Genomic DNA, 15235 nt, shown 5'->3' on the forward strand with positions numbered 1-15235 from the left:
CGGTGATGCGCCGCCGCATCAATGGGAGAGAGGAGGCGGGGGAAGAGTTTCGGCCGTCCCCCGCCTCGAGGGCCGACCGGGGATCACCGGCCGTCGCCTTCCAACTGCCGCACCGTTGTGCGGTCGTAGTCGGGCAGGGCGATGTCGTCGGCCTTGGCGAACTGCGCGGCCATCAGGTTCCGCATCGGCCACCGGTTCATCGAGCGCATGGAGAGGTCGCGCAGCCGGATGGCGAGCGCGCTGGAGGGCGCGTATCCCGAGGCGCCGCCGGGTGGCAGCTGCTGGGCCTGGGTGACATAGGGGCGCATGACCCGGTCGTAGTTCCTGAAGGCGACGCGGTGGTCGCCGTCGGCGGTGGCGAGTTCACCGGCCAGTACGTAGGCGCCGACCAGGGCCAGGCTGGTGCCCAGGCCGGTGAGGGGCGTCGGGCAGTAGCCGGCGTCGCCGAGCAGGACGACCCGGCCTTCGGACCAGCGGTCGAGGCGGACCTGACCCATCGAGTCGAAGAAGAAGTCGGGCGCCGTGCGCATCGCCCGCAACAGGCGCGGCACCTCCCACCCGGCGTCGGCGAAGCGCCGGGCGATCAACTGCTGCTGTGCGGCGGGATCGCGGCGGTCGTGGCGAAGCGGCCCCGACCGGAAGCTGAGACCGGCCTTGACCTCGCCGGGCAGACGGCCCGGCCGGGCCGACGCGACGAGCCCGCCGGGCGCGTTGTACATCTGGAACCAGCCGTCGAGGTCCATCTCCTCGGTGACCGTGAACCAGGCGGTGTAGAGGTCCAGCGGACGGACGCACGTCGTCTCCGGGCCGAAGGCCAGCGCGCGCACCACGGAGTGCAGCCCGTCCGCGCCGACGACCAGCCCGAAGCGGCGCGGTGCGGCCTTCTCGAAGGTGACGTCGACCCCGCTGTCGTCCTGGACGAGCCCGGTGACGGTGTCGTCGAAGAGGTACTCGGTGTCCGGCAGGGTGGATTCGTACATCAGGCGGCCGAGGTCACCGCGCAGGATCTCGATCTCGGAGACGATCCCCTCGCCGCCGAAGCTGTCCGCCGGCATCCGGGCGGTGACGCGGCCGGACGCGTCGACGAACGCGAGGCCACGCTGCTCGACGCTCAGTTCCCGGGCCCGGTCCAGCAGGCCCATCCGTGAGACCACGGTGCGGCCCGCGCCGCGCAGATCCACGGTCTGTCCCCCCGGCCGGGGGGCCGGCGCGCGCTCGACGACCGTGACGGTGAAGCCTGCGGTGCGTAGCCAGTACGCAAGGGCGGGACCGGCGATGCCGCCGCCGGAGATGAGTACGTCGGTGTTCTGCATAGTGAGAAATGTACGACGTACGCAGCGATCGGACAAGCGCATCAGGCCAGTATTCAAGGGGGAGTTGATGCGTAGTGCACTAGTGCTGGAGCGGTAGCGGGGGGAGTTTCCGCGGAGATTCGGCTAGGGTGGTGCGCCGATGGTGCACTAGTGCGGATGGAGATGTCGGTGGATCAGGGAAGAGGGCCGCGCTACAGCCGGATCGTCGCCGAACTGCGGCAGCGGATCGAGGCGGGCGAGTTGGCGCCGGGCGATCGCGTACCGTCCACCCGCGAGATCACCCGGCAGTGGAACGTCGCGATGGCCACCGCGACCAAAGTGCTCACCGAACTCCGCCGCGAAGGCCTGGTCCGCGCGGTCCCGGGCGTCGGGACGGTCGTCGCCGAGGGGCGGCCGGCGCGTACCGACCGCCCCTCGGTGACGACGCGCCCGGTCGCGCCCCCGGCCCCGGCGGTGTCCACCCGCCGCGGCAAGGCCCCGGAGCAGGCGCTCACCCTCGGGCGGATCGTCGCCGCGGCCATCGCGGTCGCCGACGTGGAAGGGCTGGCCACGGTCTCGATGCGCCGGGTCGCCGCCGGGCTCGGGGTGTCGACCATGGCGCTGTACCGGCACGTGACCGACAAGGACGACCTGGTGACGCGGATGACGGACGCGGCCTTCGCCCAATGGCCGCTCCCCGAAAGCCCGCCGGAGGGCTGGCGCGAGCGGCTCGCGCTCGTCGCCCGGATGCTGTGGGACATGTTCCGCCGCCACCCGTGGCTCGCACCGGCCCTGTCGGTGACCCGGCCGCAGCCGATCGCCGGCGCGCTGCCCTACACCGAGTGGGTGCTCGCCACCCTGGACAGGAGCGGTCTCGACCTCCCGACCGCCCTCAGCGTGCACCTCACCCTCTTCAACTACATCCGCGGCACCGCGGTCAACGTCGAGATGGAGGCGGAGGCGGAAGCGCTCACCGGCATGGACAACGAGGAGTGGATGGACACTCAGGAACCCGCCCTCCAGGCGATCCTGGCCATCGACCGGTTCCCGACCCTCGAGCGGCTCACCGCGGGCGAGTACGACTTCGACCTCGACGCCCTGTTCGAGTTCGGCCTGCAGCGCCTCCTCGACGGCATGGCGCCCCTCCTGGAAGGGGCGCCCTGAGACCGTGACGCCGCCGTCACGTACGCCGGTGGCCGCCGGTCACCCGGAGACGGCGGACAGCACGATGCGCACGGAGTCGTCGGCTATCCGCTGTGCGCGTGGCGCCGGGACCATGTCGTCGACGTGGCTGAAGTTCCAGGCGAGGCCGCCGTGGCTGGTGTTGGCGGTCGCCACGATGGCGCCCGTCACCGAGATGGCCGCGACGAGCTGGGTGTCCGAGACGCGCCAGGGGCCCACCCGGTCGGGGAAGTCGTAGCGGCCGATGTTGGACAGGCAGAGGTTGAGCGGCCCCTGCTCGTCCATGTACCGCATGAACGCCTCGCTGTCGGCGGGCGACTTCGGCCCCGCCTGGTCCATCAGGTTCAGCATGGTCAGGTGCTCCTCGCGCCCCCGGCGGCCCGCCAGGTCCCGGCTGACGGCGCGGGCCATGGGCCACAGGTCCGCGCCGGGCTCGTAGCGGACGCGGGAGGGAAGCGTGGAGGCGTAACTTCCGGCGTCGCCGTAGGAGACGGCCGTCTCCAGCTCGTGGCGGAAGTCGACCGGGGAGCCGATCGAGAAGTACGCGGGCTCCGCCGTCCCCGCCTCCCGGGCGACGGCGGCCACCATCGCGGCGGCGAGGGCCCCGTGGACGGTGGTGCCGTGCCGCTTGCAGGCCCGCTGGAGCAGCCCCACCTGCTCCGCGGTGAGCGACCGGTGCACCATCCGGGTACGCCGCTGCGCGAAGGGGACCGCCCGGCTGGGCAGCACCCGCCGCGGTCGCAGCCGCTCGGCCTCCTGTCCGTCGCGCTCCATCAGCTCCTTGAGCGCGAGGGCGCCCTCGGCGCCCCGGTGCCGGCGGGGGAGCAGGTCCTCCGCGGCGGGCAGTGCCCGCCGCGACGTACGCTCCGGCTCCTCGCCCGCCGCCAGCCGGGCGGCAATCTCCAGCCACTCCCTGAGCACGGACAGGCCCGTCATGCCGTCGGCGACGCAGTGGGAGGCGGTGAGGATCAGGTCGTGGACATCCTCCGGGTGCGCGGCGTCCGCCGGCCGCGTGATGACGGCGGCGCGCAGCAGCGGGCCGGTGCGCCATTCGATGCGCTCCACCAGCTCGTAGTCGTTCGCCTCGCGTTCCCACCGGGTGTCGGCCTCGGGGTCCCCGGGCGTCACCTCGACATGGCGCAGCGGGACCGGCACGTCGTCCACCGGGCGGAAGGCGGGCCGCTCGCCGTTCTCGTCACAGGTGATCGCGGCGCGCAGCAGCGGGTGCCGGGACTGGAGGACGTCCAGCGCGCGGCGCAGCAACGGCAGCGGCAGGGACCCGTGGACGCGGGTGCGGACGAGGCCGCTGAGCGGCGAGGTCCGGTCGGCCGTCCAGTACCAGCGCTCCACCGGGCTGAGCTCGCGGCGGAGGACGGTGTTCCCGGGCTGCTGTGACATGACGTCAGTTCTCCTCGTGGGATCCGGCGGGCGGTCTTGATCAACATCATGTCTACTCGCGAGTAGGTGTGGTGTTGACCCGAGGTGACGAGAGAGTGGATCAAGACGGGACGTCGTCAACGGCTGCCGACGCCTTCGAAGGGTGCATATGGGGCAATAAATCTCGAAGTTCCCGCCGTCGACTCCGTCCGATACGGCGCGGCATGTCCGTACCGCCGTCGAGAATGGCGGGAATTGAGAGGTGCGGTCAGGGGAGTGTCCTGAACATCCGTCAGGTGTCGGTGTCGCCCAGGAGCCGGTCGACGTCCGTGACCGCGGCCAGCGCGCCGCGCAGGGCGCCGACGGACATGGCGTGCAACTCGGCGCGGGAGAACGCCTCGTCCGTGAGCCATTCCACGCACAGTGCGCGGACGAACACCAGCCAGCTCGTCAGCGCGGCGGAGACCGTGTCCCTGGGCCCGCCGCCGAGCCCGGTGGCGTCGAGCACGCGCTGCCTCAGCTCGGCCAGCTCGTCGGCGATGATGGCCTGGATCACGGGGTCGCCCACGAGCTCCCTGTTCGCGGCGAGCACCGTGTTCCGGTTCGCGGCGAAGTAGTCGAAGTGGATGTCGAGCCCCGCGGAAAGCTGCTCCAGCAGAGGGCCCGAAGGATCGATCCGTGTGTCGGTCAGCAGCCGGTCCGCGGCCTGCCGGTAGATCGCGGCGAACAGCGCGCGCTTGTTGGGGAAATAGCGGTAGAGGAGGGCCCGGGAGACGCCGGCCCGCTCGGCGATGTCCTCCATCAGCACGTCGTGGTACGGCTTCGCCGCGAACAGGCGGGCTCCGGTGGCGAGCAACTGGTCGCGGCGCTCACCGGGGTCGAGCCTGCGGCGTGTCGTCACGCGGCCCAGATTACTTGACGCGTGTCTATCAATGCTCCTACCTTCGCCTTAGTAGACGTCTGCCTACTAAGGCGAAGGGGTGACCACTCGACATGGCCGCGCTCCTCAAATGGCTTTCATGGATCATGGGAATCGCCTGTGCGGCGATCGGCGCCGCCCACATCGTCTCCGGCATGGCCTCGGTGCCCGACGGGGACTCGGGCGGTGCGACCGTCGACAGTCTGGTGCGCTTCTTCGGCGCGATCTTCCTCGGTTACGGCCTGGCCTGGATCTGGGTGGCCCGGCAGTCGCCGATCCCGTCGAAGGCGGTGCGCCTGCTCGCCGGGATCTTCCTCCTAGGCGGCGTCAGCAGGCTCGTGTCCTGGGCCGACGTCGGCCGCCCGAACGGGTTCCAGCTGGTCCTGATGGCCATTGAACTCGCCCTGCCGCCGCTCTACTTCTGGCTGTCGACCGCCGGTGAACGGGAGGCGGCGGACCGCCCGCGCGACTCCGCCGGCCTGCGGGGGTAGACCCGAAGACCCGCACCCGGCCGGCGCAGGACCACCCCCAGCACCCGGTCCGCCGGAAAGTACCCCAACTCCCGCGAGTCGACGCTGACCGCACGATTGTCCCCGAGAAGCACCAGCTTGCCCGGGGGCACGCGCTCCTGCGGCACCGAGGCCAGAGCGCGCGGCACCCGGTCCCCGGGGACCGCCTCCACCCGCTTGATCAGCCACTGCCGCCCCCGTACGTCGGCCGCGGACCGTACGGGGCCGCCCGGCCACGTACCGCCCCGCGCCGGCCGCTCGGCCACCACCACGTGCCCCACGGCGGGCGGTGGACCGCGCCGCACCAGCACGCGGTCGCCGTCCTGGAAGGCCGGCGCCATGCTCGCCCCGCGGACGGTGACCACCACCAGCTTGCGCGACAGCGCCGCGAGGGCGAGCGCCACCCACCCCGGGGTCATCGGGGGTCCCCGGTGAACGCGCCCGCGCGGTAGCCCTCGGCCTGCAGGGTGAAGAGCCGCGCGTACCGCCCGCCGGTCCCGATCAGCTCGGTGTGCGAGCCCTGCTCCACGACGCGTCCGTCCTCCAGCACGGCGATGAGGTCGGCGCCGCGCACCGCTCCGAGCCGGTGCGAGATGAGCAGGCTGGTGCGCTCGCCGCGGTGCTGTCGCAGCGCGGTGTGGATCTCGTGCTCCGCCTCGGCGTCCAGCCCGGCCGACGGCTCGTCGAGGATCATCAGGTCGCGCCGGTCCCGGAGGAACGCGCGGGCGAGCGCGAGCCGTTGGCGCTGGCCGCCGGAGAGCACCACACCGGTCTCCGGGTTGTCCTTGTCGGACTCCATGAAGAACCTCCGCGACAGCAGTGTGCCGTAGCCGTACGGAAGCGCGGCGAGCCTCGCGTGGATCCCGGCGCGCTCCGCGGCGGCCCGCAGCCGCGGATGGTCGTCGAGGGCGGTCAGGTCGCCGAGGGCGATGTTCTCCGCCGCGGTCATGTCGTAGTGCATGTAGTCCTGGAACACCGCGCCGATCCGGCGCCGCAGCTCCGCGATGTCCACCTCGCGGATGTCCACGCCGTCCCACAGGATCGCGCCGCGGTCGGGGTCGTAGAACCGGCACAGCAGCTTCACCAACGTCGATTTTCCCGCGCCGTTGAGCCCGACCAGCGCCAGGGCCCGGCCGTGGCGGATGTGGAGGTCGACGCCGCGCAGCACCCAGGGGTGGTCCGCGGAGTACCGGAACCACACGTCCCGCAGTTCGATGCCCCGTGACAGGGGCGGCAGTCCGACGGGGAGCGCGGGAGCGGGCAGGTCGGGTCCGGCCCGCGCGACCACGAGATAGTGGTCGAACATCAGCAACGCCTGGTGCGCGCGGGCCACTTCGCTGGCCAGGGTGGCCAGCGCGCTCTGCACCCCGGCCACCGCCGCCACGAACAGGACGACACCGCCGGTGGACAGGGCGCCGGAATGGGCGGCGCCCACCGCCCATATCAGCCCGCCGCCGGAGACGAGGGCGGACAGCAGGCCGAGGCCCGTCTGGATCCTGGCTTCCCTCCGGTCCACCGCCCGTTTCGCCGCGTTGGCGGTCCGCAGGTCCGTCAGCATCCGCCCGCGCAGAAAGGCGCCGGTGCCGAACAGCCGGATCTCCTTGGCGGCCTCCACGCTGGAGAGCAGCTCGCGGTAGAACATCTGCCTGCGCTCGACCGGGCCGATCTCCCAGAGCGTCCGCGCCTTCCGCCGTGCCAGCGCGACCTCGGACAGCAGCGTGGGGATCGCGGCCCCCAGCACCAGGGCGGTCATCAACGGATTGAGCAGGGACAGCGAACCGAGGAAGCCCCCGATGGTGATGGCCGACCGGGTGATGCCGATCGCCCCGTCGACGGCCTGGTTCGGTGTGCCTCCGCCCGAACTCTGCGCGAGCCGCAGCCGGTCCAGGAACCGGGGGTTCTCGAACCGTCCCAGGCCCGCGAAGCCCTCCACGGCAGTGAACAGCCGGTCCTCGGCGAGCAGCCCGACCCTGCGGTCGAGCTCCGTCCGCAGATACCGGCTGACCTGCGGCATCACACCGACCACCACCCCCGATGCGGCGAGCCCCGCGCCCAGGCCGATCAGCCGGGCCGAGGAGGCGCCGGTGCTCAGCCCGTCGAGCAGCAGCTTGGTCAGCCAGGCGGTGACCACGGGGAGCGCGCCGACCGAGAGCGTGAGCACCGCGTAGCCGACGAGGACACCGGGCGCCGCGCGGGCCACCATCGCGCCGGCGGCCGCGATCCGGCGCAGCACGGCCATCGCGCCGGTGGACCGTACGGGCGCCCGGTCGGCCTCGTCCGCGCACCGGGCGGTCGGCGCGGGGGAGTCGCCGACCGCATCCGGTGCCGGGGAGCCCCCGGCGGTCCGCGGCGCGTGCGCCGCCGACGGCCCCGGGCCGCTCGGGGGTTGTTCCCGCCCGCTCATGCCACGACTGCGGTGGAGTCCAGGTCCACCTGGTTCCCGGCGACGACCTGGCGGCCGTCCTCGTTCCGTGCGATTTCCAGCAGCGTGGGGAAGCCCTTGATCCCGAACGCGTCGGACACCTTGGCGTCGCTGCCGCTCTCGACCACGACCCGGGCCACCGGGGCCAGTTCGGCGACCTGCTCCTCGGCGCGGTCGGGGGTGCCGACCACCACGGCCAGAACCTGGTCCCGGCCGCCGCTCACGGCCCGCGCGTGCGCCACGAACTTGGGCAGCATCTCGTGACAGGGCTCGCAGCTGGGCGAGAAGAAGGCCACCAGCGTCTCGCCGGCGAGTGATTCACGTGTCAGGACCTCGCCGCCGACGGCGACGGCGGTGAAGTCGCCCACTTCCTGGCCCACGGGGACGACCGGCGGTCTGCCGGGCGAGCCGGCGGCCATCTTGGACAACAGCGCGGTGTGCTCCTTCAGCCGTTTGATCACACCGAGCGTGAGCAGCAGGTCCAACGTACAGAGCGATCCCACCAGTACCACTGCCGCGATCAGGACGGGCATGGAGTCGTCTCCTCTGGGTTCACCGGCCGCGGGCGAGGCCCGGGGCGCGGTCGACGGGCCGGAACAGATCGAGAATGTCGTCGAGAGCGGTCACCAGCCCGCCCAGGAGCAGGCCCGTGAGCACCGACAGGGCCGCCCCGCCCGGGGCGGTCGCGCCGGCCGCGGGCACGGCGACCGCGCCGACGACGGCCACGGCGGTCAGGGTGAGGTTCCGTGCGACGTGTCCCGGGCCGAGCGGGCTCACGGACGCGCCGAAACATCGGCACGGCGTCCGCACGCCCTGGCGCAGGGAGAGCAGGATCCCGGCGGCGAACACCGTCAGGAGAACTCCCGAGAGCACGAATCCCCCTACGGCGACGGCCCGCACCGGCGTCGCGAGCGTGACGCACACGGCGGCTTCGGCGGTCACCACGGACCGCGCCACCGACCGGGCCGACCGGGCGGGCAGCACCCGCATGTCCCGTACCGAGGACACGAACCGGTCGAACGCTCCTCGTCCGCTCACCTTGCCGACGAACGAGGCGAGGAACACCACGCCGATCAGAGCGCGGAGCCCGAGTGCCAGACAGCCCACCTGGCTTCCTCCTTCAGCGGTGTTCCCGGTCGGGGCGGTCGTACGGGTCGGGGAGTGCCGGTCCCGGATCAGGTGATCCCGGGCAGGGCGGTCTTCAGCGTCGGCATCTCCCGACCGGTGTCGTGGCTGTCAGCACTGGCAGACGATGGTCGGACAGCCATTGGAGTTGCAACAGGCCCAGCAGGGGGCGTTGTAGCCGCATTTCCCGCTGCACTGCCAGCAGGCCGGGTAGTTGCCACAGGAAAGAATCTCCAGCGCGGCCGCGTCGACCTCGGGTACGAACAGCCCGAGCACCCGGCTGCCCAGTTCCGTGAGTCTTGCGTACATTGACACACTCCTCTCTTGAACCGGATCGCTTCACGTGCTTGCACCGCTGGAGTCTCATGGGCGCCGGGCGCGGCGGACAGTGCCGTTTCCGGCCGGTGCGCGGGCGGGGGCCGGGCAGCCGGAAGAAGCCCTTGCCCCGCCCGTACGTCAGTGGTGGCGAACCGAGGGGCCCGATGGCCCGGACGGGCCCGGCACGGCTCGGACCGGCACATTCCGCTATCGATGATGAACCGGAGGCTCCGCATGGGCCGGGAGGCGAACCACTGGCCGCGGTCGTCCGTGCCATGGTTCTCCGCCACCCGGGAGCCGGACGCGCCGGAGCCGGAACGGCGCTTTCCGGTCGATGGCCGCGCCGGACCGGGAACACGGACTCGTGCACGGAACGGTGCGAACGGTCCGGCGTCCAGGTCCGGTTCAGGCCGTCATCGCCGTCCTGCACGGTCCCGTCGGTGAGTCCCGGCGGGCGGAACGTCGACGTCCGGCCGTTGTTTCCCGGATGTCTCCCGGACGGGATGTGCCGGGGTCATAGGTGCGGCTCCGGGGCAGTCGGCCCTCCGACGGAGACCCCGTACGCCACCGGCTGTCCGCAGCGACCGGGCCGACGGCCGGACCCGGCGGCCGGGACGGTGGGTGACATGGGCTTCCGCCGGACGATCGCGGCAACTCACGGTGCGGCCGGGGCGGTTCCCGGAGGCCGGTTCCAGGCGGTGCCGGCAGGCGGTGACACGGACGGGGCCCGGCGCTCCGCCGGGCCCCGCTCGGTGACGCCGCGGGCGTCAGACCGTGATGATCGCCGGGTCGCTCACGCCCGGCTCGCCGTTCTCGACGTGCCCGGCGAACCGGCGCAGGAAGGCGCTGTCCGTGTCACAGACCACGGACAGGTCGTACCAGCGCTTGCTGTGCCGCAGATCAAGCTTGCGCACCACCCTCTTGCCCGCGCGCACCCGGACCTTCTCGCTCTTCCCGCCGTACGCGTCGGTGACCGTCAGGTGGCAGTCCGCCTTGCCGGGGTTCGTGAAGGTCAGCTCGATGCGGCCGCCGTGGGCATCGGGGCGGGCGGTCACCTCGGGGCCCGCCGCGGTGCCGGAGCCCTTGAAGGCGCGCAGGAAGCCGTTCGGGCCGTGCGCCGACAGGTCGTACGCGCCCTTGGAATACGCCGTGTTCCAGGTGTCGGAGAGCTTGGCGCCGGCCGCGGTGGTGTACGTCCACGGGCCGTCCGTGCGGTTCGCGGACGTGACGGTGAAGCACACGCCCGCCGCCGGGCCCCCGCTGAACGTGAGCGTGACGCGCCCGGTCGAGGGCGCGACGGCCGCGTCCACCACCGGGGCGTACGGCAGCGGGCGAGCGGGCCGCGAGCCCGCCTCCTGCTTCGGCAGCGAGGGATGGGCGGGCGGCTTCGGCACATAGCTGGGGTGCCGGAGCCGGTCCTGCGGGGCGTACGCGCGCGTGTCCGGCAGCGAAGCGGGCGCGGCGTGCCGGAGCCGGAAGTCGAAGGCCGAGGTGAGGTCGCCGCAGATGGCCCGCCGCCAGGGGGAGACATGGGGCTCGCGCACACCGAAGCGGCGTTCCATGAACCTGATGATCGAGGTGTGGTCGAAGACCTCCGAGCACACGAAGCCGCCCGTGCTCCAGGGGGAGACCACGAGCATCGGCACGCGCTGGCCGAGGCCGTAGGGACCGGCGGCGTAGTGGCCGTTGCCCGCGAAGAGGTCGAGCGCGGTGTCCACGGTGGAGGCGCCGCGGGCGGCGGAGGCGGGCGGGAACGGCGGCAGCACGTGGTCGAAGTAGCCGTCGTTCTCGTCGTAGGTGATGAACAGGGCCGTCCTGCTCCACACCTCGGGGTTCGACGTGAGCGCGTCCAGGACCTGGGAGATGTACCAGGCGCCGTAGTTCGCGGGCCAGTTGGGGTGCTCGGAGAACGCCTCCGGGGCGGCTATCCAGGAGATCTTCGGCAGCTTCCCGGCCTTGACGTCGGCCCGCAGGACGTCGAAGTAGCCGTCGCCCTTCTTGACGCTGGTGCCGGTGCGCGCCTTCTCGTAGAGGGGGTCGCCGGGCTTGGCGTCGCGGAAGCGGTTGAAGTAGAGGAGCGAGTTGTCGCCGTAGTTGCCGCGGTAGGCGTCGTCGAGCCAGCCCCAGGAGCCGGCCTTGTCCAGGCCGTCACCGGTGTCCTGGTAGATCTTCCAGGAGACCCCGGCCTGCTCCAGCCGCTCCGGGTAGGTCGTCCAGTCGTAACCGGCCTCCTCGTTGCCCAGGACGGGGCCGCTGCCCTTGCCGTCGTTGCCGGTGTGACCCGTCCACATGTAGTAGCGGTTGGGGTCGGTGGCCCCGATGAAGGAGCAGTGATACGCGTCGCACACGGTGAACGCGTCGGCGAGCGCGTAGTGGAAGGGGATGTCCTCCCGCGTGAGGTACGCCATCGTGCCCGTGCCCTTGGCCGGGATCCACTGGTCGTACTTCCCCCCGTTCCACGCCTGGTGGCCGCCCGCCCAGTCGTGGTTGAGGCCCGCGATGAACTGCATCCCGAGGTCCTTGGCGTCCGGACGGTAGGGCAGTACGTCCTTGGTGCCGTCCGACTGCTGCCAGACCGACCTGCCGCCGGAGGGCGAGGCCGGGCGGGGGTCGCCGAACCCGCGCACCCCCTTCATCGAACCGAAGTAGTGGTCGAAGGACCGGTTCTCCTGCATCAGGACGACGATGTGCTCGACGTCCTCGATCGTGCCGGAGCGGCGCTTGGCGGGGATGGCGGCGGCGCGCTCGATGCTGCTCGACAGGGCCGCGAAACCGGCGGTCGCGCCGGCGATCTGGAGAAAGCGCCGCCGATTGAGTTCGGACATGAGACAGGGACCCCTTGGGGTGAGTGGGACGGAGCCTGCGGTGTGATCCAAGAGCAGCGAGTGCCGGCGAGGGGCGCGTGTCGCCGGAGTGAAGCGACGCGGTACGCGAGGCGAACGTAGCGGACGGCCCGATGGGGCACCAGGGTCCCGACAGCCCCTTCGATGCGCGCCTGCCGGCCGGTGTGTACGCGCGCGCTCACTCCAGGTGAGCGCGACGGCCGTCCCGTGTGAGGCCCCGCATAGGACCCAGATCACTTACGATCGCCGCTAGTGGGGTCCATAGGCGGTTAAATCGGGCATTTCTTTCGCCTGTGGTGACCCCCTCGCTATGAAGCGCGGTAGTAGGTCACACCTTTGCCAGCGCGTTCCGCCGCCGCTAACAATTGCGGAGTCGCACGGCGCCGTCGATCGAGACGCGGCGCTTTTCGTTCGCGCCGATCCGGGCCACTGCGACTCACGCGATTGGAAGAGGTTCAGCTCATCATGCGCTCCACCATCTCCGGCTATACCCGTCTGCCCAAGGCCCACAAGTTCTCCGCCGTCGGCATCGCCGCGGCCGGTGCCGCCGTCCTGACGTTCGCCGCCGTCCCGAACGCCTTCGCAGCCTCCTCCGACACCCAGTCGGTGGCCGTGAAGCCCGTCGCGTGGAGCACCACCGCCTCCGACGACTCCGGTGAGACGCAGCAGGCCGAGCACGCCGGGGTCGCCCTGGCCAAGGCCGACGCCGAGGCCGCGAAGACCAAGACCGAGCGCGGCACGCAGGCCGCGAGCCGCTCCGAGGAGCGGGGGCCCGTCCAGGCCGCCCCCGCCCCGGCGAAGAAGGCCTACGGCGACAACCTCGACGGCTGGATCAACCAGGCCCTGGACATCATGCAGGCCAAGGGCATCCCCGGCTCGTACGAGGGTCTGAAGCGCAACATCATGCGTGAGTCGACCGGCAACCCCCAGGCGATCAACAACTGGGACTCCAACGCCGTCGCCGGTATCCCCTCCAAGGGCCTGCTGCAGATCATCGACCCGACGTTCAAGGCGTTCCACGTCGAGGGCACGTCCTGGGACATCTACGACCCGGTCGCCAACATCGTCGCCTCCTGCAACTACGCCGCCAAGACCTACGGCTCCATGGACAACGTCAACTCCGCGTACTGACGCACAGCGGGAACCTCACGCGCCGAAGGGCGGTGGCACCACACCGGTGCCGCCGCCCTTCGGCGTTCACGGAAGCTCCGAGCCGCGGACCGCGACGGCGATGGTGCCCACCATGGCCGTCGCGGACAGCAGGGACCAGCGAAGGCCGACGTGTTCCATGAGGAGCGCGCCGAAGGCCGCCCCGAGGCCCAGGGCCAGGACGACCCCCAGCCGCCGCGCCGACTGCCGGCCGGCGGCGGTGCCGGAGTCCTGGACCAGGCCGATCAGGGCACCGGTGAGGCCGAACGTCACGACGAGGTCCGGTACGGCGAGCCCGCGGATCGTGGCGCACCGCACCCCCATCGCCGTCGCGAGCAGAGCCGTGATGGTGTCCCGGGCGAGCGGCGAGGTGTCGGGGGCGATCCAGGCGAGCGCGGTGGTGGCGACGAGGAAGGCGACCTCGACGACCAGGGCGTGGCGGAACCAGTGCCGCCGCCCCCGCCGCGAGGTCAGCCGCTCGCCGCATCCGGCCAGGAGTATGCCCGCCACGAAGCCGACGATGGCCACCAGCGGGCCCGGCTCGGAGAAGCCCGGCACACCGCCGAAGGCGAAGCCGAGGACAATGACATTGCCGGTCATCATCCCGATGAAGACCTTCCCGAGCCCCAGGAAGCTGATGGCGTCCACCATGCCGCCCACGACCGTCAGCGCCACGATGGCCGAGGGCAGCGGATCGCTGCCGACGAGAGTTCTTCCTGACCAGGTCCGAAGCATGGGTGTGTCCTAAGCGCCGAGGTGTGTCCGTGCGCGGCGGTGTGCCCGGGAATCCCCTCCTGCCGCGGTGCCTCCTGCTTATCAACAGCCGCCCGGCGGGAGCGAGAAAGCGTCGCGTTTCACGCCATCGCAGGTGCATGGATCGCAGGTCAGCGGCGAATGTGATCTTGACATGGCAGGTGAACGCTGATGGGTACGGTCCGAGTCGAAGGCCACCGGAGGGTGGTGGGCGCGGGGACCGGCGCACGGCGTCGGCGGACCTCCCGAATGCGCCAACGACCGCTTCGTCCAGGCCAAGGGTGAACGACCGATTCCGGGGGGCGCGGGTCGCACCGGATATCGTCGCTGTGCCGTGGCCCCAGGCGAAAAGGATCAGGCGATGCCCGAGCTTCCGACGTACGACGACGTCCTGGCCGCCGCGGACCGCATCGCGGGCCACGCGCACCGGACCCCGGTGCTGCGCTCCCGGCTGGTCGACGAGAGCATCGGGGCGCGGGTGGTGTTCAAGTGTGAGAACTTCCAGCGCATGGGCGCCTTCAAGTTCCGTGGCGCGTACAACGCCCTGGCGCAGTTCTCGCCCGGGCGGCGGCGGGCCGGTGTCGTCGCCTACTCCTCGGGCAATCACGCCCAGGCGGTCGCGCTGGCGGCCCGCCTGCTGGGCATCCCGGCCACGATCGTCATGCCGCACGACGCCCCGGCCGCGAAGAGGGCCGCCACCGAGGGGTACGGCGGCCGGATCGTCCCCTACGACCGCTACACCGAGGACCGGGAGGAGATCGGCCGCGCGCTGGCCGCCGAGCGCGGGCTCACGCTGATCCCGCCCTTCGACCACGCCCAGGTGATCGCCGGCCAGGGCACCGCGGCGAAGGAGCTCTTCGAGGAGGCGGGGGAGCTCGACGCCCTCTTCGTGCCGCTGGGCGGCGGCGGGCTGCTGTCCGGCACGGCACTCGCGGCCCGGGCGCTGTCCCCGGACTGTGAGCTGTTCGGCGTCGAGCCGGAGGCCGGCGACGACGCCCGGCGGTCGCTGCGCGAAGGCCGCATCGTCCACATCGACGCCCCCAGGACCATCGCCGACGGGGCGCAGACCCAGCACCTCGGCGCGCTCACGTTCGCCGTCCTGCGCCGTGAGCGCCCGGAGGTCCTCACCGCCACCGACGACGAGCTCGTCGAGGCCATGAGGACCTTCGCCTCCGTCATGAAGATCGTGGTCGAGCCCACGGGCTGCCTGGGGTTCGCCGCCCTGCGGCGCGTGGCCGACCGGCTGCGCGGACAGCGGGTCGGCGTGATCGTCAGCGGCGGCAACATCGATCTCGCGCGGTTCGCGGCGCTGCTGTCCGCGTGAGCGGACCGGTTCCGGTCGATTG

At 71.8% G+C, this 15235-nt stretch carries 14 protein-coding genes; 4 read left to right on the plus strand and 10 right to left on the minus strand.

The features are described 5' to 3' along the window. Positions 1-83: 83 nt before the first annotated feature. Positions 84-1313 carry an FAD-dependent monooxygenase gene (locus DXZ73_RS36335; RefSeq protein ID WP_116215172.1) on the minus strand — a complete coding sequence of 410 codons (1230 nt, stop codon included), beginning with the start codon at positions 1311-1313 and terminating at the stop codon, positions 84-86. A gap of 162 nt (positions 1314-1475) precedes the next feature. On the opposite strand from DXZ73_RS36335, the gene DXZ73_RS36340 reads away from it, so the two are divergent. Next, a complete protein-coding gene (locus DXZ73_RS36340; protein WP_116216114.1) occupies positions 1476-2456 on the plus strand; it encodes a TetR/AcrR family transcriptional regulator C-terminal domain-containing protein in 981 nt (326 codons plus the stop codon). A gap of 39 nt (positions 2457-2495) precedes the next feature. Here the strand turns inward: DXZ73_RS36340 and DXZ73_RS36345 are convergent, their stop codons facing one another. Further along, positions 2496-3872, minus strand: a complete 1377-nt coding sequence (locus DXZ73_RS36345; protein WP_116215174.1) for a phthiocerol/phthiodiolone dimycocerosyl transferase family protein — start codon at positions 3870-3872, stop codon at positions 2496-2498. Positions 3873-4143: 271 nt separating this feature from the next. Continuing rightward, complete coding sequence (locus DXZ73_RS36350) at positions 4144-4752, minus strand: TetR/AcrR family transcriptional regulator (protein WP_116215176.1); 609 nt, start codon at positions 4750-4752, stop codon at positions 4144-4146. A gap of 92 nt (positions 4753-4844) precedes the next feature. Between DXZ73_RS36350 and DXZ73_RS36355 the strand changes: the two genes are divergently transcribed. Continuing rightward, complete coding sequence (locus DXZ73_RS36355) at positions 4845-5261, plus strand: DUF4345 domain-containing protein (protein WP_116215177.1); 417 nt, start codon at positions 4845-4847, stop codon at positions 5259-5261. Here the strand turns inward: DXZ73_RS36355 and DXZ73_RS36360 are convergent. The 6 genes from DXZ73_RS36360 to DXZ73_RS36385 form a co-directional block, all read right to left on the minus strand. After that, the gene (locus DXZ73_RS36360; protein ID WP_116215178.1) at positions 5186-5698 is read right to left on the minus strand and encodes a S26 family signal peptidase; all 513 of its coding nucleotides are present in this window, start codon (positions 5696-5698) and stop codon (positions 5186-5188) included. The two genes, DXZ73_RS36355 and DXZ73_RS36360, sit on opposite strands and share 76 nt — an antisense overlap. After that, positions 5695-7683, minus strand: a complete 1989-nt coding sequence (locus DXZ73_RS36365) for an ABC transporter ATP-binding protein (RefSeq protein ID WP_338059152.1) — start codon at positions 7681-7683, stop codon at positions 5695-5697. The genes DXZ73_RS36360 and DXZ73_RS36365 overlap by 4 nt, the downstream gene beginning before the upstream one ends. Next, a complete protein-coding gene (locus DXZ73_RS36370; protein ID WP_116215180.1) occupies positions 7680-8234 on the minus strand; it encodes a TlpA family protein disulfide reductase in 555 nt (184 codons plus the stop codon). The genes DXZ73_RS36365 and DXZ73_RS36370 overlap by 4 nt, the downstream gene beginning before the upstream one ends. A 19-nt stretch (positions 8235-8253) precedes the next feature. Beyond that, positions 8254-8808 (minus strand): MauE/DoxX family redox-associated membrane protein, encoded by a 555-nt coding sequence (locus DXZ73_RS36375; protein WP_162890471.1) that lies wholly within the window; start codon positions 8806-8808, stop codon positions 8254-8256. Positions 8809-8937: 129 nt separating this feature from the next. Beyond that, positions 8938-9135: a hypothetical protein gene (locus DXZ73_RS36380; RefSeq protein WP_116215183.1), complete on the minus strand. Its 198-nt coding sequence runs from the start codon at positions 9133-9135 to the stop codon at positions 8938-8940. Positions 9136-9911: 776 nt separating this feature from the next. Further along, positions 9912-11969 (minus strand): phosphocholine-specific phospholipase C, encoded by a 2058-nt coding sequence (locus DXZ73_RS36385; protein WP_116215184.1) that lies wholly within the window; start codon positions 11967-11969, stop codon positions 9912-9914. A gap of 483 nt (positions 11970-12452) precedes the next feature. Between DXZ73_RS36385 and DXZ73_RS36390 the strand changes: the two genes are divergently transcribed. Further along, positions 12453-13118, plus strand: coding sequence for a transglycosylase SLT domain-containing protein (locus tag DXZ73_RS36390; RefSeq protein WP_116215186.1), 666 nt, complete (start codon positions 12453-12455; stop codon positions 13116-13118). A gap of 66 nt (positions 13119-13184) precedes the next feature. Here DXZ73_RS36390 and DXZ73_RS36395 read toward each other — a convergent pair whose 3' ends face one another. Beyond that, positions 13185-13871, minus strand: coding sequence for a YoaK family protein (locus tag DXZ73_RS36395; RefSeq protein ID WP_116215188.1), 687 nt, complete (start codon positions 13869-13871; stop codon positions 13185-13187). A gap of 379 nt (positions 13872-14250) precedes the next feature. Here DXZ73_RS36395 and DXZ73_RS36400 point away from each other — a divergent pair, with 379 nt between their 5' ends. Continuing rightward, a complete protein-coding gene (locus DXZ73_RS36400; RefSeq protein ID WP_116215189.1) occupies positions 14251-15213 on the plus strand; it encodes a threo-3-hydroxy-L-aspartate ammonia-lyase in 963 nt (320 codons plus the stop codon). The last annotated feature ends 22 nt before the right edge of the window (positions 15214-15235 follow it).

Source organism: Streptoverticillium olivoreticuli subsp. olivoreticuli, assembly GCF_003391135.1.
Taxonomy (GTDB): domain Bacteria; phylum Actinomycetota; class Actinomycetes; order Streptomycetales; family Streptomycetaceae; genus Streptomyces; species Streptomyces blastmyceticus.